The following is a 20,248-nucleotide window of genomic DNA, read 5'->3' on the forward strand; positions in this document are numbered from 1 at the left end:
GGGCGGGTGGTGTCCAGATGGTATAAGCCCCTCCAGAGATGTCGCTTTGGAGGTTGCCATGCTCATGATCAGCGGGCGGTTTGGGCTCGTACTGCTTCTCGCCAGCCTGTTTCTTTCGGCCGGGCGGTCAACGTCGCCACTGTCCCGGCTCCCCGAGCAAGTGGTGCAGATTGTCGATCTATCTGCCATCTACGGTTTTGCTATGATTGCGGCGGCGATCGTAATACGATCATTTACTTGGCTGTGCCGGACCCTTACGGAAATTGGCGACGGAGACTGACCGATGGACGACATGATGAAGGTGCTTTTTATTGGCATGGCGCTGATCAACGCGCCGTTCGTCGTAGCCCTCTGGCTGGACCGCGTTGGAGCTAAACAATGAGATTTGCATCACTTGACGATGACTCGGATCGCGAAGCCCGCAGCCGCCCCGATCTGATAGCCATGATCATGGCAGTGCATCCACCGTTAAACTTGCCGCCACTTCTGGTCAGCAGTGTCGTAGATCAGAGTGCAGCCTTGGTCGAGGTTCAGGGCGATGTTGCTGCCGACATAGAAGCGGTTCTGCGCCGCTGACCACCCGTGCTCATGCGCGAGCGTGATTTGCGCAGAGCCGGGTATTTACCCAACAACCTGCCTGACAACGTTTGGGACGACCGAATAGGTGATTTGGCACGCGCGGTTAGGCTGAAGGTAAACCACGCTGGGGGTCGCGCCAATAGAGCCGCTGTCTGTAACGACGTTGCTAACAGTACCGCCCCGGATGTAGAGCATTTCCGGGCGGGCGCCTGCAGTATAAACGTACGGCGACGCCCCGACCGTGATGGTGCCGCCCACGCCGATTCCATCGTCGGGATTGTGCGCAATGTAGTTGTGCGTACCGCTCGCCGAGTTTGCGATTGCCGCAGTCCCATTACCGTTCACTGTGTTCCCGACAACCGTGCAGTAATCAGACGTGCCGTCGATCAAGATCGCGGTTCCGTTGCCGCTGAAGCCGCCCCCTGGTCCGATGATATTGCCGTTGATCATGGCTCCGCCGACGTCTTTGAGGCGAATACCAGTTGTGTGACCGTAGATCGCGCTGCTCGCGACAATCAGCCCTGTGAGCCCGGCGCCCTCGGCGTAGAGTGCAGTCCCGTTCAGCCCTGCAGATGGCGGGTATTTACAGGCAACGAACATCAGATCGTTGATGATCTTGCTGCCCGTCGCCACGACGCTGACGTTGTCGCCATTCAATCCCGGTGTGAACCAGCAATTGACAAAAGCGGAGCGCTGGAATTTCCCCGTCCCAGTCATCCCGCTGGTGTCGAGCGACTTCCCCCCGGATGCTGGCGCGTCGAAGTAGCAGCCCGTGCATACCAGGCTGTCTACCTCCTGCCCGCTGCCTGGGTTGAAGTAGAAGTTGGCGGTGCCTTGCAGCAGCTGCACATACTCCAGCGTCATGTCGGCCAGGTTCGTCAGGACCATGGACGCGAATGACGGGAACGCCGGGTCGCAGCCTACGATGACGCGGCCAAGATAGCCCGCGAAGCCATTGACAACGTTGATGCCGACCCCTGGGCTCGCCCCTGCGTTGATCGTCCCATTTGTAACGCGGGTGTCAGAAATCGCGTCCCAATTGATGCCGTTTAGAGTGCTTGTCTCCGTATAAAAGTCGTCGAGCGTGCAGTTGGCGCAAGCGTTGGTAAAGTTGACCGCATACCCTGCCGTGCGGGTTACAGACGAGAGGAATCGGAACCCGCTTATATGACAGTAGTAACCTGCGACTTCGATGATATCTGCCGTCGTCGAGCTGGACGAAAGGAAACACGTAGCCTGACCAGAACCACGCAGACGCTTATACGCGGTAAGGGTTACCTTGCCGGACAGTTTGTAGGTGCCAGCCGGCACGTCAACGCAAATCGCAGTCGCGACTCCGAGCGCGGCATTGAACGCGGCTAAGCTGTCAACAACGCCGCTTAGGTCGGCGCCGAACATGAGGACGTTCGGAAATGCCTCGGCGATCTCGTACCATGAGCCTTCCGCGATCTGAAACTTGCCGAGATGCGTCGGTTCAGAGACGACCTTCTTGTAGAGCGCGCCGCCTTTGTCGCCGACAACCGCGTACCCGAGTAGCAAAATGTGGTCGGGCGCTGTTTCCGGGTTGTAGACTAGTGCCTCGGCCCGCGTGCGCAGAACAGCATGAAGTTGCATCGCCATCAGCGGGGACATAATGCCGGTGCTGTTGGTTCCGGCTATCGCCGTCGCCTGATCGACGAACGCGGTGGGGCTGATTTTCGCGGCCGTTAGAAAGCCATCTGCCATCTTGGCGCGGCCGATGGCATCCGCGCTCAGAAGTCCGTCAGTAAGCCCCGCGGTATCTACCGTGCCAAAATCAAGTGCCGTGCCCGCTCTGCGAAGCACGTGCCCGTCTGTGGCCGCAGCAATGTCGGCTGGGTTGCCTGTAGTATTGGCAGAGCGTCCAATAACCGACAGCGCCGCACTCTCGCGCAATTTGGCGTTAGTGACAGCGTCGTCAGCGATCTCCGCGGTACCGATGCTACCAGGCCCGACCGACGCACCCGGCTCGCCACGGATATCGACCGCGTCTGCGATATCCGGAACAAGCCCAGTCGCGCCGACGTAGTCGCCGGCAGCCGGCTTCGTGCCTTCGCCACCAACCCAATCAACGACCTGCTGCACTCGGCGAGCGCCATCCACTACAGCGGCAAGTTCCGGCGCCCAGCCCTTCTGGCCTTGGATGCCCTGAATACCTTGGATGCCTTGGATGCCCTGCTCGCCAATATTGCCCTTGGGCAATCCAAGATTGAGCGTCTGATCCGGCGCGGACCCCGTGATCTCTGCTGTAGCAGGCTCACCCGTCTCAAGCGTGGCGACGTCGCCAATCGTCAGCGTGTTCGCCGGGCCGGTATCACCGGTCGGCCCGACACCGCCCGTCGCGGTGACAACGGCGACGTTGTTAGCCCACGTAACCCGCGCCTGATTGGCAATAGAGCCTACCGTGCGCCCGGCTGTAGAATAAACCAGCCGAACGGGCACCAAGCGCGTGTACTGCCCACCGGTTTTATCGATCAGGTCTGCGCTGTACTCAGTCCGTGCCCACGTGGACATGGAGCTCTTAGCATAACGCGCAATGACCTTGCCGGTGCTCTCGATTGTCAAACCGCTGCCAGCGGTCAGCGTAGCTTTTACGGTATCAGACTGACGCTCACGAACCGCAACCTCAAGCGTGCGACCGGTCAGATCAATTCCATTGAAGTCGAGCTGAAAACGCAGGTCTTCTTCCGTCGAGATCGAAAAGACCGCGATCGTATTAGTCATGAGATGTCCAATGCAGAAAACCGCCAAAGTGGCGGCGCAGAAGTCAAAGGTGCGGAAGGTCTGTAGGAAGTGGCTAGAGCCCGGTCACATCAACCGAGGCGTAAAGGCCGGCATTATCGTTGGTTCCAGAAAAACCACCACCTGGAAGGAATAGTTCAGTTGTTGTGATAGTATTACTGGAAGATCGCAAGCCCCAGAAGTACATGCCGAATGTCGGGTTGAAATGCCTGGTGTGCGTCAGAAAAAGAGGGGCATATATTCTACCAGACACGCCAGTGAACCCGGAACTGCCAGGCAATACAGCAGCCGCACTCATTGGATCCATATCTGAATGGAATACGCTCTGTCCGCTGGCATTGAATACCTCTAGCCCGACGTCCCCGTACACACCGTTTGGAAGAAGATCGTAAACGTAGATATTTACAGTCTCACTTTCCTCAAAATTCAGAAGGAACTGGCGCATAACGAGAAGGTGGTATGTCCAGACACCTCCAGAGAATGTCGTTCTTTGCGGGATTACAAAAAGGTTTGAGCTCTTTGGTGCAATAAGTACAGCTTCACCTGCAGCAGAAACTGTATACGTATTAGCGACAAACGTCTGATTTGCAGGAATAGTTACCGTCAATGGGATTACCTGGCGCAAACCGAAATTGCGCCAGTTCTCGTCTATTTGAACGCTACCGATGTCATTCGTAATTGTAAGACCGGTAGGCATTAATGCACCCACACGATAACACGAGAATCGCAGCCGAAGCCAGAATATGACATTGTGTTTCCGCTAAAGCTTATCGACGGTGGTATCTCATTGTTTGCGCCAAAGCCCAAAGCGCTGCCATAAGGCGTAGCCGAGTAAAAAGGCGTTCCAGTCGTCAAACCATCAATAACGACAGAACCGGACGCGCCAGCGTTAAAGAAGAATAGCCCTAGAAAACGAGATATTCTGTCACTAAGATCAATCTTAATCGCCCCGCTTGGTTTAAAGACTTGAAGTCCAGCAGGCATTACCAAATACCCATTCGAACTCGAAGCACATTGCTGGCGTCATATACCGACACAAGACTGTTGGTAATCACCAAGCGCGCACCGCTTGTCGCATTATTGATCGTAACAGTGCCGTTAGCCGCGACCTGAAACCTATTGTTGATATTGATGCTGCCTGCAAGAATGTCACCTATATCTGCGCTGATAGCTGACAAGTAATCGACATCAATGGCGCTAGCCTTGATGGCACCAGCCTGAATAGCCGCGGCCGTGATTGTATTGGCGACGTAGTCTTCAACAGCAAGCTTGTTCCATGCCGTTCCGTCTTCAGACAACCTGTACAGCGTCGGCTTATCGGCGCCAGGCTCGCGAATGGTTACGAACTTCGGTCCTTCATAGCCAAATAGGGCCGGCAACTCTTCGGCAATCGCGACAGGCTCCATGCCGGCCAAGAACGACTTGTACTGCAGAGTTCCGGGGGTGGCGTTGCTAAGGTCGAACAGAGCCGGCGCTAGACTGAAGGCCGACTCAACTTCGATACCAAGCAGCCCGCTTGCGGAAATACCGCGCGCCCTAATGCGAATAGTACCTTCGAACTCGCGAAGGGGGTGTGTGCCAGACGATTCAGGGCCTCGAAACACGTCCTCAGACGTGGTCCAGTTGTCGTAACTGATGCGAATGGCATACAGCGTCGCACCAGTGCTGCGCCCAACTGCCCAGTCCATGAACATGGCGCCGTTGCGCTGCACAGCCTTGCCGCGAACCCACGCAACACGAACAGACGTATCGTTCTCGAGTCCTGAGCTTGGCGGTGGCGGTGGAACGATGATCGGCTCGGCTAGAGCGTCCCAAACCTGCGGGGCGTCGTAAACGGCCTCAACACCGACCTGAGTGTCGCCGCTGAAGCCGACCGCTCGGATAAGCCAAGCGTCCTGCACTTCAGTCAGCGCACCGCCCACGACAGTCGTGAACGCCTGCGTCTGCTTGTTGATGACGTTGGCGAGCAGGATGCCAGACAGGGATTCAGCCTGCGCGACGTCAGCAGCGTCCAGTGTCAGTCTGTCGCCCTCTTGCGTAACCGCAACCGGCCCCCACTCCTTGCCGTCTCGAGCGCGCAGGATGACATATGGCGACGCGGGCAATTCCATTTCGGAATCGACCGTGATCACCAAGCCGTCGCGATCGATGACCCCGGCCGCCTGGTAGGCGTCGAAGTACCAGTTATCGATCAGCGCAGAGTCGTTAGGCAGGAACAGCCTTCCGGCCATCTCGGTCGTCAGGCTGCGTCGCTCACGACGGTAATAGGCACTGGCTGCGGCCCACGTCGCAATGTGGATGGCGTGCGCGGAGTCGGTGACGCCCGTGGCCGCCATTCTCTTCGGGTTGAGCGTCTGCGTTCCAAACGTAATGCGCTTTTCGCGCCTGCGCTTTGGGTCTCCGTCAACGTTCCACTCGACAATGACGTCGGCAGAGCCGTCGCTAAGGTCCAGATTGAACGTCTGGCCGCTGCTATCCTTCAGGATTTGGCGCCGGGAAATGACGTGCTTGCGAACGGCCTTGGGCTCGTCGCGAACCATTGTCCAGATACTGCCAAGCCGCAGGGGCGAGGCGCGCATGACACCGAGCGCGGTGGTCGCTGCCTCATAGACAGACACCGGCCCGCGGATGACTGCACTGAAGCGATCGAACTCGCTGACATTGTCCGCATAGAACTGAAATCGGTCGAGATCGATCTCGCTGTATGGCGTGTTGGCGCCGTAATCCGAGTTGTGCAGAACGTCGATTGCGGCCCAAACAGCCTTGTCGGTTTCCTCCTCAACCCAGCCCGTGGTTTCGCCATACCAGACCGGCAGAATGCGGCTGGCCTCAACCTCTACGTCGCCGTAGGAGGTGACGCCTAGCGCCTTGCCAGACCGAATACGGATCGCGAGCTCGGTTATACCCGGTCGCGTGATGGTTTCAGCGTTGTGAGACCGAAGCCCCTCCCAAACGACAACGTTGGTGACGTCGGCGTTGAAGTCGCCAGACGAGTGAGCAACGTGATCGGGATCACCAATGTTCCTCGCGCGAACCGCATATCGGCCAGAAGGGACGGCAACGAGCCGCGTGAATCGGATCGGTCGGGTCGAAATAACCGACTGAGATTCGGTGTAGAGCGTCGACCACGCCCCGATGATTACGCCGTCTACGTCGCAAGGCGCGTATTCGAACAGCACGCCCCAAGTCGCAGAGAATTGCTTGCCCTGAAATTTCCCAGCGTCTGGAATCGCGTAGCAGCCCGACGGGACAGAAAAATCCAACTGGATTTTCGTCTGCAGTGCGGCTTCGGATCCGAAGTCGAATGGGCCCGCCCAGTTCGGAAAGTCCACCACCTTGGGCAACTGATTGTTGCTGACAGCAGCAACACTGATGACCGAGCCCGGCACCAGGGAGGACGTGCCGCCGGGCGCAATCGGCTCAATAGCGGCGCCTGTAAACGGCGGAGTGAGGCCGCCATCCGACGTCCACATCGTGACGCCAGAAACGCGGATGCTTTTAATCGAATATTTGCCGCAGCCGATCGTCAGCCGCTTGTAGAGAATCTGGTCGTCGCCGTCGTATGTCGTATAATCCGGCTGGCTCAGATCAGGGGAGTTCCAGCACCGGCCGTAGATGACCGGAATACGGTCGCCAGAGCGCGGCGTGTTTCCGCCGCCCGCCACACCATACGTCGGACGGTCGTCGGTCTTGTCGGCCTTGGCTTGCGTCGCCTTGCTGAGAAGATACGAGCCACCGGCGAGAAGCGCGGTCGTCCCCGCGGCCCAGATCGTCGAGCCAATGGCGCTGGTCGCTCCTAGACCCAGCGCGCCGTTGAGCAGAGCGATGCCCCAGAACTGGCCGATGGCCGCGAGCGCAATAGCGCCGACCACAAGGCCGATCGCCAGTCCCTTGCTAGGACCACCGCGACCACCACCGGCGCCGCCCCCCGCACCGCCCTGAGGCAGGTAAACGATGATAACCGTGTCATACGGCCCGACCTGAACACGCGACCAATCCCGGCGCAGACGAACCGACATGTCGGTTACGGCCAGAGGATGCTTCCGCTTGCAAACTGAAACGATATGCGGACGGCTGCGATCGGCGTACTTGCGGACTACCGTCGATAGCCTGCGCCGGGCGCGAGACATGACAACGGGTTCGCCGGCCGCTAGGCCGTCGCAACGACGGAACAAAATTTGGGTCATTTCAATCCGGGACGTAGAAACTCAGCACCCAGTTGCGGGCCGCGAGCTCAGCAAGGCTTTCAAAGACGACGCCGTGCGGGTCGTCCGTGTGCAGGATTCCGCCGCCGTCGAGCGCCAGGTAAACGCCGGCATGAATGGCGGAGCGCTCGGGCCCGTGACCTTTGCGGGTCATGAAGACGACCGCACCGTGCTTGGGGGACGTAGAGCGGCGCCAGCCCTTGTGCTTATCGCGCCGCGCCATAAGACGCGCGACGCCCATGGGCGTTTCAGGCACAGCTAGAACGGCGGGTAGATCGCGAGCGAAAACTTCGGACTGACAGCGGCGGGTGAGTTCCCAGCAGTGCAGACCGGTCTTTTCGTAGGGGTGCCCGCGGTAACTGTTAGAAAACGCCGCAGCCTTACTGTCCATAAAGCGCCGGGTACAGCGTGAGATCGTAAGTTCTCTTCGGGAACGCCTGCAATTCAACCTCGTCGTAATACAAATCACCCTCAGCACTCAGCGCATTTACGGTGACGCTGCTCATGCGCAGTCCGGTGTATTCTTCGGGGTGATTGATGTCGTTTGTCGAATAGCAACGGTACGTGACACTAAACGCTTCGTCCGCCGAAATCGCGTCACGCAATGCCTGCTGCAGAACGCGGGACACGTTATCGACGCGGATTCGCGCCTTTGACGTGCCGCCCTCGTCCATGCCAGGGCGCTGGAACCCAAAGTCCACCACTGTGAAGACTGCGGCGGGATTTCCCGCGATAGGCAACGTCAACGTTTCGTATTCGCCTGAAATTCGGACGCCCTTAACGAATCGCAAAGGCTCTGCAAGGGTGATGTGGTTGAACTCTAGCGTATCGTACAAATCGCCTGAAACATCGACGGCGGCATACGCTTCGGTTAGCGCTGTGCTCAATGCCATGTGCTATTACCAATTGAAGACAATAAGCGTGAAGGAAATCCGAATACGCGGTGCTTTGCTGAAATCAGACGACCAAGAGCCATCTTTAATCTGACAAGTACGATCGACATAGCAGCCGTTAGGCCGGTAAATCGGCATCGTGAACGGCAGCGTCCCCTGCCGAAGGTCGTAGCGGGCGAACTGCTCGAACGCTTCCCATTCGGCCAGGGTCCACCAGCCTGACTGCCAAGGCATCTCTGTCGCGCGCGGACCAGGGCGAGGCCGCATAATCGGCGGCCCGCCCTCCGTCTCGCTCGTCACCGGCGCGCTGTAGGTTTGCACAGGCGTCCGTCCGTCAACTGGCGACCGATACGGCACCAGCGACGGCCATGTTGCAATGGCCATATCAGCCCCTGAGTTGTCGGTTGGTTTGGCGGGCCGTAGTGGCGGCATGAAGCGGGCCGCGGCCGCGCAGCATGTTGTCGGCCATGCGCGCCTCAATGGCGCTCACCCAGACAGTGATGTCGCCGTTCGACTCCTGCTTAGGAGTGGCCTCGACCTGCTGCGACTGCGTGTTGTTGATGACAATATTCGGGGCTGAGCCGCGGCCTAGACCAGCAGGGACGCTAGGCGTACTGCCGACAAAGCCGCCTGTGGCGAACCCACGATGCAAGGCGTCTAGATTGCCGAGGCCAAGCTTCTGAACCGCCTTCTTTGAGAAGACGTATTCGCCCTTGTGGACCGTACCGGCAGGCTCGTACTTTCCGCCGCGGCCGGTAAAACCGCCTTCGGAAAACTTGGCTTGTGCGATACTGACACCGCCACCACCGCCACCGCCGAATAGCCCACCAAGCATCCCGAACAGACCACCCGCGCCACCGTTTACGCCGGTAGTTCCGAACAACCCAGCCAACGGGCCGGAGCCCATCAAGGCGGCTTGCAGGGCAGCCTTCGCCAACTGCTTGACCAAGTTCTTAAGGACATCCTCAGCTTTGGCGCCGTTGATGATCAGGTCTTCAAGAGCGTCCGTAGCGGCATCGCCAAAGAACTTGGAAGCGTCGTTATAAGCCTTCTGCGCGTCTTCAAGCTCTTTTTTCTTGGTGCGAAGCTGCTCCGAAAGAGCAATTTCCTTGTTGAGTTTGCCGAGCACTTCCTCGCGCGTCTGCGCGTCGAGTCTGTTAAGGTCTACGCCGGCTTTTGCGAGCTCGATCGCCGCACGTTTTTCAGCGTTCGACTTTCCGAAGTTGGCAATCTCAGCCTGAAGAACGAGGTTCTGGCGCGCAAGGCTGTCGATATAGCTGTTGAGCTTGTCTTCGGCCTTGTCTTCGGTCGACTTCGGGCCTTTGCCGCCGCCCTTCTGAGCGGCCTCAGCAGCCAGGATAGCTTTGGCGGCGGCCTCAGCCTGCTTGACCGTGACACCGCCGCCGGATCCCAGAGCAGCGTCGTAGAGCTCCTTGGTCTTGTCCTGAAGCGCCTTCTTGTCCTTGTCCATTTGGGCAAGGCGGACCTCCCGCTGAAGGCGGAGACCGGCAAGAACTGGGTCACCTTGCGCATCGAACGCCGGGCCCGCTGGGACAAAGCCCGACTTGACCAGCGCAGCCTGCTCGTCCTTGCTTTTCTTTGCTGTGGCCTCGCCGGCCTGCGTGGCTTGAACGCCAGCCAAAGCGGCTTGCGTCGCAACGGCAGCGCCGCGAACAGCCGCTAGCTGCTGCAGCATAACCGCGATAGAGCCAAACGCGCTGGCAAAGCTGATGTTGGTTTCACCCAACTTCCGCAATTCATCCGCCGCAGCAATAGCCTGCGCTGCGTTGCCCTCCATGCCCTTCTGGACAAGGTCAAGGCCGCGCTTCTTGTCTTCCGCCTTCAGACCGGCCTGGCCGAACTGCTCAAGCCCTGCAACTGCGCTGCGTACCGTCGTTTCGAGATCACGCGCCGCTGTGGCGTCTTCCTTCAGTTTGCGCCGGTATCCGTCTTGCGCCGCCTCGCTCATGCGGGCCGACGTGGCCGCTACTTCGTCGCCAACGCCCTTGATGGCGGCTTTTGCGTCATCCGCTGGCGGGCGAAGAGCTTTCAGGGCCTCCGCATAGCGATCGGTGGTTTCCTTGCCTTTGCTGGCCTCTGTTGCCAGGTAAGCGACCACAGCCGCCGTCCCGAGAATGGCCGCTCCTACAGGCCCGCCAACCAGAAGCAGAGCGCCACGCAGCGCAGCTACCGACGTGGCGGCCAACTGAGCTCGCACGCCAATGGCAGCGATACTCGCTGTGGCAGCCGCGGATGCGGTTACACTTGCTCCGATGGCCGCGACCATGGGCGCTAGGCCCTGCGCAACCAGTCGCGCGGCGATAACGGCGCCGACCGCCGCGGCAGCCGTGGCCACTCCGTCGATGTTCTTGGCCAGAAATTGAATAGACGTAGACGCGGCAGATGCCGCTACGCCCATCTGCTGGCTGTTTCCAACAAATTTCAGGGCAGCATTCTGCAGCATCGTGAAGCTGTCAGAAATTGAAGCCTGAGTCTTTGCGAACGCTGCCGCCACCTCGGGCGCGGCATTTACAAGCGCGCGAAACACGCGGTCGCTGGTCAGCTTTCCTTCGGCGCCAAGATCCTTCAGCGCGCCGACGGCAACTCCGAACTCTTTTGCGATAGCTTGAACGACAACCGGAGCGTTCTCAAGAAGTGACCGAAGTTCGTCGCCCTGTAGCCGACCGGAGCCCAGCGCCTGGCCGAGCTGAACAAGCGTAGATTGCGTCTCAGCCGCCGAAGCGCCAGAGACTTTCAGTGCCTTAGACACGGTTTCAGTCGCAACCGCGATTTCGCCTTGCGTCGCGCCAAAGTCCTTGCCGGTGCGCGTTAGCCGCGCATAAAGATCAGCTACTTCAGCGAAACCGGTGCGCGACCTTGTCGCGATGTCTGAAATCTCGTTAGCCGCAGCATTAGCGACTCCCTCACCGATTCCTGCCGCCTTGATTTTATTCGTGGCCTCAAGCCAGCCGTCCGAAAGCTTCTTAAGCTCGTTCAGAACAGCAGCGCCGCCAACAATCCGAGCTAATTTATCGAACGAGCCAGAAACATTCGACTCCATCGCGCTCGCGCGATCTTCAATTTGCTTGCTAATCCTGTTGAACTGTGCATTCTGACGCCGCATAGCGTTTTCGAATTTGGTCGCCTGAACTTCCAAAAGTATAGACAGCGCTTCGACGTCGTTTGCCATGGAGTTCCAAATGCTCAAAATAATTACGGCTGCTGTCGCCACATTGGCGGCGACTCAGGCAGGAGCCAGCTGCCTTCTCACTAAAGAGAAGGTCGACGCCCTGTATAACGGCGCCGACATGTCCAGCGTCGAATTCCATACTGGCTGCGAACCCGCGCTAGTCTCCAAGCACGGGTTCGGCCAGTCCGCGTTGATGCTTTTTCAAATCGTAGACCAGCGCGGATCTATTCTGGTTATTACGGCTAACGGAAGCGAGCGTATGACTGGGTATTCGATCACACTGGCGCGTTAAGCAGAGCGCCAAGCTCGTCTTCTTCCGCAGCTGAAATTCCGCTGTCCTTGTCGCCGGTCTTCGACTTAACGAACCCTTCGATAGTCTCCGAGAATTGCCACCACGACATGCCTCTCATGTCTGTTATGGCTATTCCTGCTGCTCCTGCTGCCCCGTAGAGCTCGCCGAAGGAGAGGCGTCCGTCTGGAAGTTCGAAGCCCCTGTCTCGTCCTCCGACGCGCTGTCTTTTCCCGGCACTTCCTCCGGGGCGCCGACAAGAGCCGCACTCACGATTGCTTGCGCCAGCATGGCGTTGTGCAACCACTCTGAGCGCTGCTCGATGTATCGGCGCACCAAGTTCAGCGCGTCTGTAGGCTTGCAGCCATCGCCAATAAGGCCGAGCCGGATGGTGTGCGTAACATCCTCAACGCGCCAGTCGTTGGCCAGGAGGCGACGCAACAGGGTGTACGGCCCGACGCCGGTTTTTTCCTGAAGCTCCTCTAGCTCACCGATCGCAAGACGGAACCCGTAGGTTCCGTCTGCAAAGTCGAGCTCGATCCGTCCATTACGGTTTTCGAACGCCATGATTAGGCCGCGGTATAGGCAACCACGCCATCGGACTGCATCGAGACGGTTACGTTGACGCGCTCGCCCTTCGTCGCCGACGATTCAAAGCTTTCAAGTGCGAAGGCGCCCTGCCAGTGACCAACCTTGGCACCAGCCACCCAGATTTCAATGCGAGCATTGAAGCTCTCGGTCGTACCGAGCAGAGCAAGCCATGTCGGAAGCGCTTCAATTGAAAGAACACCAGTGCCGTTAATGCTGGCCGACTGGCTTGTCGTATCGCGCTCAAGCCAAGATGGGGAGTCTTCCGAAGTACAATCCGGAACATTCGTCTCAGAAAGTTCGCGATTTACAGAGAATGACCTCTCGGTGAAGCCGCAGGGAGCGGAAAAAACTTCCGGATCTGCACCATCTCCAAGAAGTACGCGGTATCCAGAGTAGCGGATCGTGGTAGCAGCGGCCAAAGTAATATTCCTTGTAAATTAAGCCGCGAGATCATTCTCAGCGGTAAAATTGAGGTAGCAATTGCCGGCTCCCCATGCGGCTACTGCAGCGGCGTCATATGCGCGGGCAGCTTCTTCCGGAGTTGCGAAGCAGCCGAGGTGGCCGCGTTCGCCCGTGGGCTTAGGCCCAAGAGCCACCCACTTATTGTTGGATTTTTTGAACTGAACGCCCTTGAATCCGGAACTATTATCGGCCCGAATTTGACAGCGCCTAGCTCTCAACTGCCTATCCGGCAGGGTTTCTTGCGGATGCTTAAAACCCAGCGGGTGTTTATTCCCAATCTTCGATGCAGAAAGTTTGGCTATCACCTCTGGAGAATGGCTCTTTCCCCACATTGAGCTTTTTTCGCCGCAGTATTCCGCGAGCTTCGCACGCGTCTTTGGTGAAATGATTCTGCCCTTATGTGCTCGACCAATTTTAGCCTTAGTCTCTTCCGAAAGCACCCGTCCCGAGACACCCTCACCGCCGTCGCTGAGATTTGCCAGGCTGCCGGTGCCGAGATTCTTGCGGCCATGAAATGCGATAAGCATTACCTCCAAATCGAAGGAATGCTTTTCATCCAACTTGTCGCAAACTATCTCGACAGTGTATCCGTTCTTGGCGCAACCCCTCCAAATTTTATTATCGTACCGGCTACAATGATCATCCCAAGCTCTTTTACCAGAGCCCTTGCCAATGTAGAAAATCTCGCCCGTATCATTGCGGCGGTGCTGGTAAACGTAAAACTGGCGAACGTTATCGTTCGCTGCGGCCAATGCGGCGCTCATGCAAGTTTCCCTCTTGCTATCCAATTAAAGCGCTTGGCAGGCGGTTGGATGACCGCTTTTCGGGAGCTACCCTAGCCAAGCTGTTCTAATTTAGTCCCGAAGCGCGCAATTTGTCAGGATTTTCTTTGTGGAGCTACTCAGCGCTATCAGTCAGCACCTGAAAATTGAGAACAACCCTCGTTGTCGTGCCGTCGGATTCGGTGAAATACTGTGCAGACCGGTAGCTAATTTCTGTCTCCAACCAGCCTGTAGTGGCCGGCGCCAGACGATGCAAGGCAGCTTTAACGGCGCCTGCAATACTCGCCGATTGCGGCCTGCCGACTGCTGTAGAGAAGACCTGGACATCAAAGAATACTTCGGACGCGTCAGAGCAATCCGTGCCGTCTTCGATTTCCTGCCAGCCGGTTAGGACGCAGTAGGGAGCGGCAGTACCCGCAGGCACGCGGTCAAAGACCTTCGCGCCAACGAGCGCAGTCAGTGGCGCGTACGCCTTAAGCGTCGCTACCACAGCCGCTTGAAGCGGCAGTGTTGCTTCTGACATCAGAGTTGCTTGATGGCTTTTGTTATGGCGCGGCTGATGCGCGAGCGCGCGCGCCGGCGGAGCTTGCGATAAGTCGGATAGAAGAACGGCTGCGCGCGTGTGCCGGGGTGCTCTGTGCCTGCGAACAGCCCGCCGTTAATGTGCGGCGCTGTCCCAAATTCCACGAGGTGCGAATATCGGACTTTTGAGTTGCCGGCGCTGATAACCACACTTAGGTCAGGGTCGCCGGCTTGACCAACATTGCCGCGGAGCGAACTGTACCGTACGGCACCTCCGCCCCACGTTTGCGCGATCGACTTCTTCAGTTCTCCCGTGGCACCACGCGGCGCCGCTGTGCGGATGGCCTCGGTCAGTTCGTCAGCGCTTTGCGCGAGCGCCTGTTTTGCGGCGCTTCGTACCGCCTGCGGGATCGCCGCCAGCTTCCGAAGCACCTTCTCGCGGTTCTGGAATTTGGCCATTGGCCCTCGCGATAGCGGCAGCGCCCTTGGCAATTGCCGCCGCGGCGCAGGGCGTTGTGACGAGCCCCGTCCAGCCGGTTTTGTAGGCGCGGCACCAGCGGCCGTTGAAGGGCGCCGGATACCAGTCGAAGTCGCACGTGAAGGTCAGGTGGGGCATGGTCAGCCAGTGGCCACGCCGGACGTAACCAGCATTTCCAAGTAGGCTCCGCGCTCGTCGACGTTGGCGACTGTCGCGATATTGTACTCAACGCCCGTGCGTGCGTTCACGGCCCGCCAGGCGGGGGTCACGGCTGCGGTGCGGGCTGAGTAGCGCACGGTCATAGAGAACGGCTGGACGCCCGCTAGGCGGGCAGCCAGCACGGGCTCGGAACCTAGACGCGGCGCAAGTCGGCACGGCTCGTCAAACTGGTCAACCCAGCCGGACTCGACATTGCCGTACTCGTCCTCTTGCTCGATGCGCCGCTGAAACATAACGCGGTGATTGAGAGCGCCCGCGCCTGCGCGCTTAGGCGCCGTCATATCAGGTCGCTACGTTCGGGAACTGTACGTCGACCGTCAAAACCGACGTCGACTTAGCCAGGCCCAGAAGGCAGACATAGTCACCTGTCGCCAGATCAGCCAGCGGGCACAGTCCGCCCGGGTCGTCCGAAAGGTAGATGGCCTGCCCCGCAGTGAGCACCGCGCCCAGCGTGACGTCGCCGCCAGTCAGCACACCAACCGGCTGGTTGAGCGACGCACCGTTCAGCGCAATGCCGACCGCCTTGCGAGCCTCCGCGGTCACGCTGTCAGCGTCCGCGAGCATCCACTTCTTCGTCGCGCTGGCCAGATAGACGGCCTTGCCAGCAACAATGGTTTCGCCCGCAGTGCCAGCAGCAAGGGCCGCTGACGCACCAGGCAGTACCGCGCTGGCGGTAATGGTAAGATCGGCCATTATGGCTCCTAAAAAGAATGCGAAGAATCAGCCCCAGTTGCGGTGCGGCAATAGCAGCGCAGACACGCCAAACGGGACTTCAGAAAGATTGTACGGGGACGCGGATTCGCGATTTTCGTACCAATGCCCAACGAGCAACAGTATAGCTTGCTTGATGGGCTTCGGAATCGCAGCGCTGCCCGCTGTAAACTCAACCGTGACACTCTCCGGCTCGTCGCTTGTGTCCGGCCACGCGCTGCTCACCGCCGGCAAGACGTACCCCGGTGTGTCACCGCCAACGCCGAACACCCGAAAGCCGGAATATGTCTGTGGCGCCTCGAGTGTGTCGGTGTAGGTGACGGCTTCAACCGAAATCAGCGGGACAACGGGCAGCCTGAGGCATCCGATCGGGAATCCGTCGGAAACCAACTCCCATTCGCGCTCACCCAGAGAGAGGCCGGTCACTTTGGCCGCCCACTCTGTGGCCGCTCCAATTAGGCCGGTAATATTCTCGTTTTCGTCGTCAAAGCCGACGCGAAGGTGCGCCTTCGCCTCAGCAAGCGTCACCACTTCAGGGGCGTCACCGACAGGGCGAAGCAACATGGTCAATTCCGCTTCTTATAGGGGCGTTTGGCCGTAGGGGCGGTAGGCGCAACCGGCTCGTCGACGACAATGCTAACCGGCTCGACCGCGGGTTCCCGCGCTGGCGCGGCTACGGGCGGAGCGCTCACGGCCTCGATATAGCCCTCAGCCAACAGGCCCCCGGTCATATCGCCGAATTCACGCTCGTCTCCCGCATGCAGGTCAACGAGCGTGAGGCCGTCCCAAGAAACCGGAAACGGCCGCACGACCCTATGCATTAGGTGAGAGCGGGCGTCGGCGCAGAGCGCGGATGACCGAGCAGGGCGACAACCGAGAATGGAGCCGAGCCGGTATTCGCAACCACATCGTCGATTTCGATCGAGACGTAGCGCTTGCCACCAACGTAGCCGATCTTGCGAGCCTCGCCGTCGTCACCGAAAGCCCAGCCGGCGGCGGACTCGGTGCCAAGCAGAAACTTGTCGTCAACGGCGGTGTGAGCGCCCTGCGAAGAGGTGTCGCCGTCCTTGACGGTAACCGCCCAGGTCGCATCAGCGTCAGCAAGCGTGCCCGTCTGAACGACAAACGTCACGCTCTCGTAGCCCAGCGTGTCGACAACGCTCGAAACAAGCGCCGTGCCGTCCGAAATAGTGACCGGTGCAATTGCAATCACCGGGTGGACGTTATTGTAGAGATCCTTGGAAGCCATCTGGCTTTTCTCCTGAAAAAATGAGGGAAAAGGGGCGCCGAAGCGCCCCCGTAGCCAGAATTACGCCGCGGCGCACTTCAGTTTGCGCATGGCCTCAGCCAGCACAACCTGGCCACCAAGACGGCGGCGGAACAGGAAGCGGATGTTGCCCGAAGTCGCCTGAGTGTAGGGATCGCGCAGCATGCTCATCTGAATGCGGTCGACCAGCGTGTAACCGCGCTGGAAATCACCGTAGGCGATCGGGAAAGCGCCCGCGCCCTCAGACGGCATATCCGGAACCTCAACGTAGGGGTCGCCGTCGATGGTATTCGGCTTACCAAGCGCAATGCCAGGCATCCAAATGTAGTTCTTGTCGGCGTCCTTCAGCTTCCTGACCGAACCAAGCGTGGTGCGGTTCAAAACCCACGTCGCATTGCGAACGTAAGCGGTCTTGATCGCGTGCTTGAGGGTCAGAAGGCCGTTGGCCTGACCGTCGGCGTCAGCAATGGTAGCAGCCGAACCGGAGATGTTCTCACCAAGGCCAGCACCAGCGTCCATGAAGCCCTGCGGCTTGCCGACGCCATTACCAACCACTACGGCAGTGCCCTCAGCGAGCATGAACTGCTCGGAAGCCTCGCCGCGGATCTCAGCTTCCATATTGAAAGCCGAATCCTCAAGGTTTTGCTCGGAGATGTCGATCAGAGCATAGAGCTCGTGGGTCGGAATCTCCCACATGCCATAGCGCAGGCCGTCGGTCTCGCTGCGGGTACCGTTCTCGGAAACCCACTGGGCCGCAAACTGGCCGGTGCGCTTCGGAAGCTGGATCGACTTGGAGGCGGTCGTGCGGACCTTCACAAGCGAGCGAACCGGAGAGATCTCGGTCACCGACTTGATAATTTCACGCACATACTCGGCCGGGGCAAGGTAGCCGCCGGTCGTGTCATTGGCGATCGTCAGAGCCTTGTACTCGGCCTCAACATCGGCAAGAGCCTTACGCTGGTCAGCGTTCAGGTTCTGGACGCCGACAGTCGAAGCGCCGACAACGGCACGGGCCCAGGTGTTGACCTTGGACTTCAGCTCTTCCCGGCGTGCTTCCGGAGTCGCGGCGCCTGCGAGAGCAAGCCGATTCAGCTTGGTCTCAAGCTCGTCGACGTGCTCCTTTTCCTTCTTGGCCTCGAGCGCAGCGGCCGTCAGCTTCTGGTTCAGGTCTTCGTGCTTGGCCAGAGCGGCCTCAATACGATCGACCTTCTCGGTAAGAACCGGGTCAGCGGAGCCCTTGGCCTTGATCTCAGCCAGGGTAGCATCGTTGGCCGCCTTGAATTCCTCAAAGGCGGTCATGACCTGCTCGATAGCGGTCTTTTCAGTCATTGTTATGTCCTTGCGGGATGAATTGACTAGCGCGCGACAGGCGCAGCTAGTTTCCGGATGCGTTCAGCAAGTGAGCGCAGTTCGGCCGCAGCAACCTCATCCCGAGGCTCTGAATTCGGCTCTGCTTCATCACGAAGCAGTAGAGATTTGAAGACCGCAACAGCTTTTACACTGTCCGCCCGCGACAAACCTGCTTCACGCAGGCTGTCTTCAGCTTCACGGGGATTGAACTCGGATTTTACGCTCGTAACGCGTGCTTTTGTGTTCGCCGGAAATGTCACCAGCGAGACTTCAAGCAGCTCCACAGCCTTAAGAGTGCGACGCGGCTCTTCCGGCGTGGTCCGAACTGCCCATTCCTTAGCTCGGAAGCCAATGGATAGACCGTTGTATGCCGGGCGGGGCTGCATCTTCAGCAGCGCGTAGGCTTCTTTACCGCGCTCTGTGGCGGCAAGCTTGCCCTCAACCCACAGACCAACGTCGTCCTCACGCATTTCGGTGTAAATACCGATCGGCGTAGAGTCTTCACCGAACATTCCGCCATGCTGGGACAGCATTGCAGGCCAAATGCCCGTGTCACGCGCCTTTTTCAGCGTGTCGGCGAACGCGCCCTTGGCGATAACGTCGCCGTAACTGTCAACGTTGCCAAAAACAGCGCCGTACCCAGAGAACTTCATCTCATCGGCGCTGGAATCATCAAGCTTGACCTCTTTAAGGCCGAAGCTAAGACGCTCAATCTGCATTCTGTTTGTCCTTAACCGGCGCGGTCCCGGTTGCGGGCGCAATGTTCGTCGGTTTGGGCAGCTCGTCGCCGCCTGCAATGGGGTTCATGTCTTCAAGGGCGCGGATTTCGTTAGGCGTCATCCAGGCGGGAGACCCACCGCTGCCCAGCGACTTTGCGTAACCTTCGAACCGGTCCTTGAAGGCGCCGCGCTGCAGCGCATTCGCGCTGAATTTCGCGCAGAAGCCCTCGTCCTCCGGCCCGTCCAGTAGGTCATTGGTAATCGACTGCTCGAGCCGTTCGTACCAAGGCGAAAGCGTATGAACGACGTGCGCCTGAAATACCTGCTCAGCGCTGGCAAAGGTCATTGCCTGGCCAGCGTGCCCGATCATCGGCGGAAATACCCCGATGGCGTGACAAACCTGCTCGACCTGAAACTTACGGGTTTCCAGATGCTGGGCGTCAACGCCGGTCATCATCTGCGGGGTCCACTTGAACCCGGCGTCGATGACGAACGGCTTATGTCGGTTCGGCCCGCCTGTCTGAGCAGCTATCCAAGCCTGAATCTTCTTGTAGTCATCAGGACCAATCTTCTGCTCGGTCGAATACGTGCCGGAAGACTGCATACCGTTGGCGTGCAACTCGGCCTGCGTGTTCTCCGTCGCGATGGTGAGTCCGATTGTCTCCCGCGCCAGGCGGACGGGGTTTAGCCCCTTCCACGTATCCCATGAAGGTCCGCGGATGTGCCATATCAGATCCTGTGGGAAGTCCTGTGTAGTACCATCCGGCGAAGAAACTGTGTAGGTAAGAGAATAATCCCTGTTACGAGTGATGGCCACGCAGCCAGGGTCAATTGGAATCAACTCCTTGACCTTGTTGCGAACCATGTTCTTGTAGAAAAAAGCGTCTCCGGTGAGGCAGAGATGAAGAATCATCGTCTCGCGCATTGCGAAAGACGTCTGCCAACGGTTCGGTTTTCGGTACAAAACCTTGAAAAGAGGATGATCAGGCGCCGGAACCCATCCCTTTCCGTCGGGTAACTCCTTCATAACTCTCAAGGGGACCTGCGAAACACCGTTCGCAATCGCCCTGATGCACGCGTAAACGACTGAAACCTCTAGCGCGGTCTGCCAATTTACAGGCACTCCCGATTTGGGAGCGGTCATTGCGAAGTAATCCTGCCACTCTTGCGAGTAAGCCACGCCTTTTTGACCAGCCTCTCGGCCGGTCAACCAAGACCAGATGCCCATGAG

20 protein-coding genes are annotated in these 20,248 nt (G+C 58.8%); 1 reads left to right on the forward strand and 19 read right to left on the reverse strand.

Going from position 1 to position 20,248, the window contains the following annotated elements; genetic code table 11:
- Positions 1–58: 58 nt before the first annotated feature.
- The gene (locus tag ACSQ24_RS21430; protein ID WP_436096636.1) at positions 59–280 is read left to right on the forward strand and encodes a hypothetical protein; all 222 of its coding nucleotides are present in this window, start codon (positions 59–61) and stop codon (positions 278–280) included.
- A gap of 341 nt (positions 281–621) precedes the next feature.
- Here ACSQ24_RS21430 and ACSQ24_RS21435 read toward each other — a convergent pair whose 3' ends face one another.
- The 19 genes from ACSQ24_RS21435 to ACSQ24_RS21525 all read right to left on the reverse strand — a co-directional run bounded on the left by ACSQ24_RS21435 (position 622) and on the right by ACSQ24_RS21525 (position 20,245).
- Positions 622–3,321: a hypothetical protein gene (locus ACSQ24_RS21435; RefSeq protein WP_436096637.1), complete on the reverse strand. Its 2,700-nt coding sequence runs from the start codon at positions 3,319–3,321 to the stop codon at positions 622–624.
- 73 nt (positions 3,322–3,394) lie between these two features.
- Complete coding sequence (locus ACSQ24_RS21440) at positions 3,395–4,036, reverse strand: hypothetical protein (RefSeq protein WP_436096638.1); 642 nt, start codon at positions 4,034–4,036, stop codon at positions 3,395–3,397.
- A gap of 286 nt (positions 4,037–4,322) precedes the next feature.
- Positions 4,323–7,358, reverse strand: a complete 3,036-nt coding sequence (locus ACSQ24_RS21445; RefSeq protein WP_436096639.1) for a host specificity factor TipJ family phage tail protein — start codon at positions 7,356–7,358, stop codon at positions 4,323–4,325.
- A 169-nt stretch (positions 7,359–7,527) separates the two neighbouring features.
- Positions 7,528–7,785 (reverse strand): hypothetical protein, encoded by a 258-nt coding sequence (locus ACSQ24_RS21450; protein ID WP_436096640.1) that lies wholly within the window; start codon positions 7,783–7,785, stop codon positions 7,528–7,530.
- Between the two features lie 139 nt (positions 7,786–7,924).
- Positions 7,925–8,437: a DUF1833 family protein gene (locus tag ACSQ24_RS21455; RefSeq protein ID WP_436096641.1), complete on the reverse strand. Its 513-nt coding sequence runs from the start codon at positions 8,435–8,437 to the stop codon at positions 7,925–7,927.
- 6 nt (positions 8,438–8,443) lie between these two features.
- Positions 8,444–8,821 (reverse strand): hypothetical protein, encoded by a 378-nt coding sequence (locus ACSQ24_RS21460; protein WP_436096642.1) that lies wholly within the window; start codon positions 8,819–8,821, stop codon positions 8,444–8,446.
- A 1-nt stretch (position 8,822) separates the two neighbouring features.
- Complete coding sequence (locus ACSQ24_RS21465) at positions 8,823–11,627, reverse strand: tape measure protein (RefSeq protein WP_436096643.1); 2,805 nt, start codon at positions 11,625–11,627, stop codon at positions 8,823–8,825.
- Positions 11,628–12,048: 421 nt separating this feature from the next.
- Positions 12,049–12,483 carry a gene transfer agent family protein gene (locus tag ACSQ24_RS21470; RefSeq protein ID WP_436096644.1) on the reverse strand — a complete coding sequence of 145 codons (435 nt, stop codon included), beginning with the start codon at positions 12,481–12,483 and terminating at the stop codon, positions 12,049–12,051.
- Positions 12,484–12,485: 2 nt separating this feature from the next.
- Complete coding sequence (locus tag ACSQ24_RS21475) at positions 12,486–12,926, reverse strand: phage tail tube protein (protein WP_436096645.1); 441 nt, start codon at positions 12,924–12,926, stop codon at positions 12,486–12,488.
- Between the two features lie 18 nt (positions 12,927–12,944).
- Entirely contained in the window at positions 12,945–13,733 is a 789-nt protein-coding gene (locus tag ACSQ24_RS21480) for an NUMOD3 domain-containing DNA-binding protein (RefSeq protein ID WP_436096646.1), read from the reverse strand.
- A gap of 133 nt (positions 13,734–13,866) precedes the next feature.
- On the reverse strand, positions 13,867–14,274 hold the full coding sequence (locus ACSQ24_RS21485) for a DUF3168 domain-containing protein (RefSeq protein ID WP_436096647.1): 408 nt from the start codon (positions 14,272–14,274) through the stop codon (positions 13,867–13,869).
- Complete coding sequence (locus ACSQ24_RS21490) at positions 14,274–14,732, reverse strand: HK97-gp10 family putative phage morphogenesis protein (protein WP_436096648.1); 459 nt, start codon at positions 14,730–14,732, stop codon at positions 14,274–14,276. The genes ACSQ24_RS21485 and ACSQ24_RS21490 overlap by 1 nt, the downstream gene beginning before the upstream one ends.
- 159 nt (positions 14,733–14,891) lie before the next feature.
- Entirely contained in the window at positions 14,892–15,251 is a 360-nt protein-coding gene (locus ACSQ24_RS21495; protein ID WP_436096649.1) for a head-tail adaptor protein, read from the reverse strand.
- A gap of 1 nt (position 15,252) precedes the next feature.
- Positions 15,253–15,663, reverse strand: a complete 411-nt coding sequence (locus ACSQ24_RS21500; protein WP_436096650.1) for a hypothetical protein — start codon at positions 15,661–15,663, stop codon at positions 15,253–15,255.
- A gap of 27 nt (positions 15,664–15,690) precedes the next feature.
- Positions 15,691–16,245: a head-tail connector protein gene (locus ACSQ24_RS21505; RefSeq protein WP_436097941.1), complete on the reverse strand. Its 555-nt coding sequence runs from the start codon at positions 16,243–16,245 to the stop codon at positions 15,691–15,693.
- 256 nt (positions 16,246–16,501) lie between these two features.
- Complete coding sequence (locus ACSQ24_RS21510) at positions 16,502–16,930, reverse strand: hypothetical protein (protein ID WP_436096651.1); 429 nt, start codon at positions 16,928–16,930, stop codon at positions 16,502–16,504.
- A 60-nt stretch (positions 16,931–16,990) separates the two neighbouring features.
- Entirely contained in the window at positions 16,991–18,277 is a 1,287-nt protein-coding gene (locus tag ACSQ24_RS21515) for a phage major capsid protein (RefSeq protein WP_436096652.1), read from the reverse strand.
- Positions 18,278–18,303: 26 nt separating this feature from the next.
- Positions 18,304–19,017: an HK97 family phage prohead protease gene (locus ACSQ24_RS21520; RefSeq protein ID WP_436096653.1), complete on the reverse strand. Its 714-nt coding sequence runs from the start codon at positions 19,015–19,017 to the stop codon at positions 18,304–18,306.
- A complete protein-coding gene (locus ACSQ24_RS21525) occupies positions 19,007–20,245 on the reverse strand; it encodes a phage portal protein (protein WP_436096654.1) in 1,239 nt (412 codons plus the stop codon). Before ACSQ24_RS21525 ends, ACSQ24_RS21520 begins: the two co-directional genes overlap by 11 nt.
- Positions 20,246–20,248: the final 3 nt, after the last annotated feature.

The sequence above is a fragment of the Allobosea sp. LjRoot237 genome, assembly GCF_964253285.1.
Taxonomy (GTDB): Bacteria; Pseudomonadota; Alphaproteobacteria; order Rhizobiales; family Beijerinckiaceae; genus Allobosea.

Bases quoted from the DNA above. Each gene is read 5' to 3' on its own strand.
- ACSQ24_RS21430 (WP_436096636.1), top strand. From the start codon at position 59: ATGCTCATGATCAGCGGGCGGTTTGGGCTCGTACTGCTTCTCGCCAGC.
- ACSQ24_RS21435 (WP_436096637.1), bottom strand. From the start codon at position 3,321: ATGACTAATACGATCGCGGTCTTTTCGATCTCGACGGAAGAAGACCTG.
- ACSQ24_RS21440 (WP_436096638.1), bottom strand. From the start codon at position 4,036: ATGCCTACCGGTCTTACAATTACGAATGACATCGGTAGCGTTCAAATA.
- ACSQ24_RS21445 (WP_436096639.1), bottom strand. From the start codon at position 7,358: ATGTCGGTTCGTCTGCGCCGGGATTGGTCGCGTGTTCAGGTCGGGCCG.
- ACSQ24_RS21450 (WP_436096640.1), bottom strand. From the start codon at position 7,785: ATGGGCGTCGCGCGTCTTATGGCGCGGCGCGATAAGCACAAGGGCTGG.
- ACSQ24_RS21455 (WP_436096641.1), bottom strand. From the start codon at position 8,437: ATGGCATTGAGCACAGCGCTAACCGAAGCGTATGCCGCCGTCGATGTT.
- ACSQ24_RS21460 (WP_436096642.1), bottom strand. From the start codon at position 8,821: ATGGCCATTGCAACATGGCCGTCGCTGGTGCCGTATCGGTCGCCAGTT.
- ACSQ24_RS21465 (WP_436096643.1), bottom strand. From the start codon at position 11,627: ATGGCAAACGACGTCGAAGCGCTGTCTATACTTTTGGAAGTTCAGGCG.
- ACSQ24_RS21470 (WP_436096644.1), bottom strand. From the start codon at position 12,483: ATGGCGTTCGAAAACCGTAATGGACGGATCGAGCTCGACTTTGCAGAC.
- ACSQ24_RS21480 (WP_436096646.1), bottom strand. From the start codon at position 13,733: ATGAGCGCCGCATTGGCCGCAGCGAACGATAACGTTCGCCAGTTTTAC.
- ACSQ24_RS21485 (WP_436096647.1), bottom strand. From the start codon at position 14,274: ATGTCAGAAGCAACACTGCCGCTTCAAGCGGCTGTGGTAGCGACGCTT.
- ACSQ24_RS21490 (WP_436096648.1), bottom strand. From the start codon at position 14,732: ATGGCCAAATTCCAGAACCGCGAGAAGGTGCTTCGGAAGCTGGCGGCG.
- ACSQ24_RS21495 (WP_436096649.1), bottom strand. From the start codon at position 15,251: ATGACGGCGCCTAAGCGCGCAGGCGCGGGCGCTCTCAATCACCGCGTT.
- ACSQ24_RS21500 (WP_436096650.1), bottom strand. From the start codon at position 15,663: ATGGCCGATCTTACCATTACCGCCAGCGCGGTACTGCCTGGTGCGTCA.
- ACSQ24_RS21505 (WP_436097941.1), bottom strand. From the start codon at position 16,245: ATGTTGCTTCGCCCTGTCGGTGACGCCCCTGAAGTGGTGACGCTTGCT.
- ACSQ24_RS21510 (WP_436096651.1), bottom strand. From the start codon at position 16,930: ATGGCTTCCAAGGATCTCTACAATAACGTCCACCCGGTGATTGCAATT.
- ACSQ24_RS21515 (WP_436096652.1), bottom strand. From the start codon at position 18,277: ATGACTGAAAAGACCGCTATCGAGCAGGTCATGACCGCCTTTGAGGAA.
- ACSQ24_RS21520 (WP_436096653.1), bottom strand. From the start codon at position 19,017: ATGCAGATTGAGCGTCTTAGCTTCGGCCTTAAAGAGGTCAAGCTTGAT.
- ACSQ24_RS21525 (WP_436096654.1), bottom strand. From the start codon at position 20,245: ATGGGCATCTGGTCTTGGTTGACCGGCCGAGAGGCTGGTCAAAAAGGC.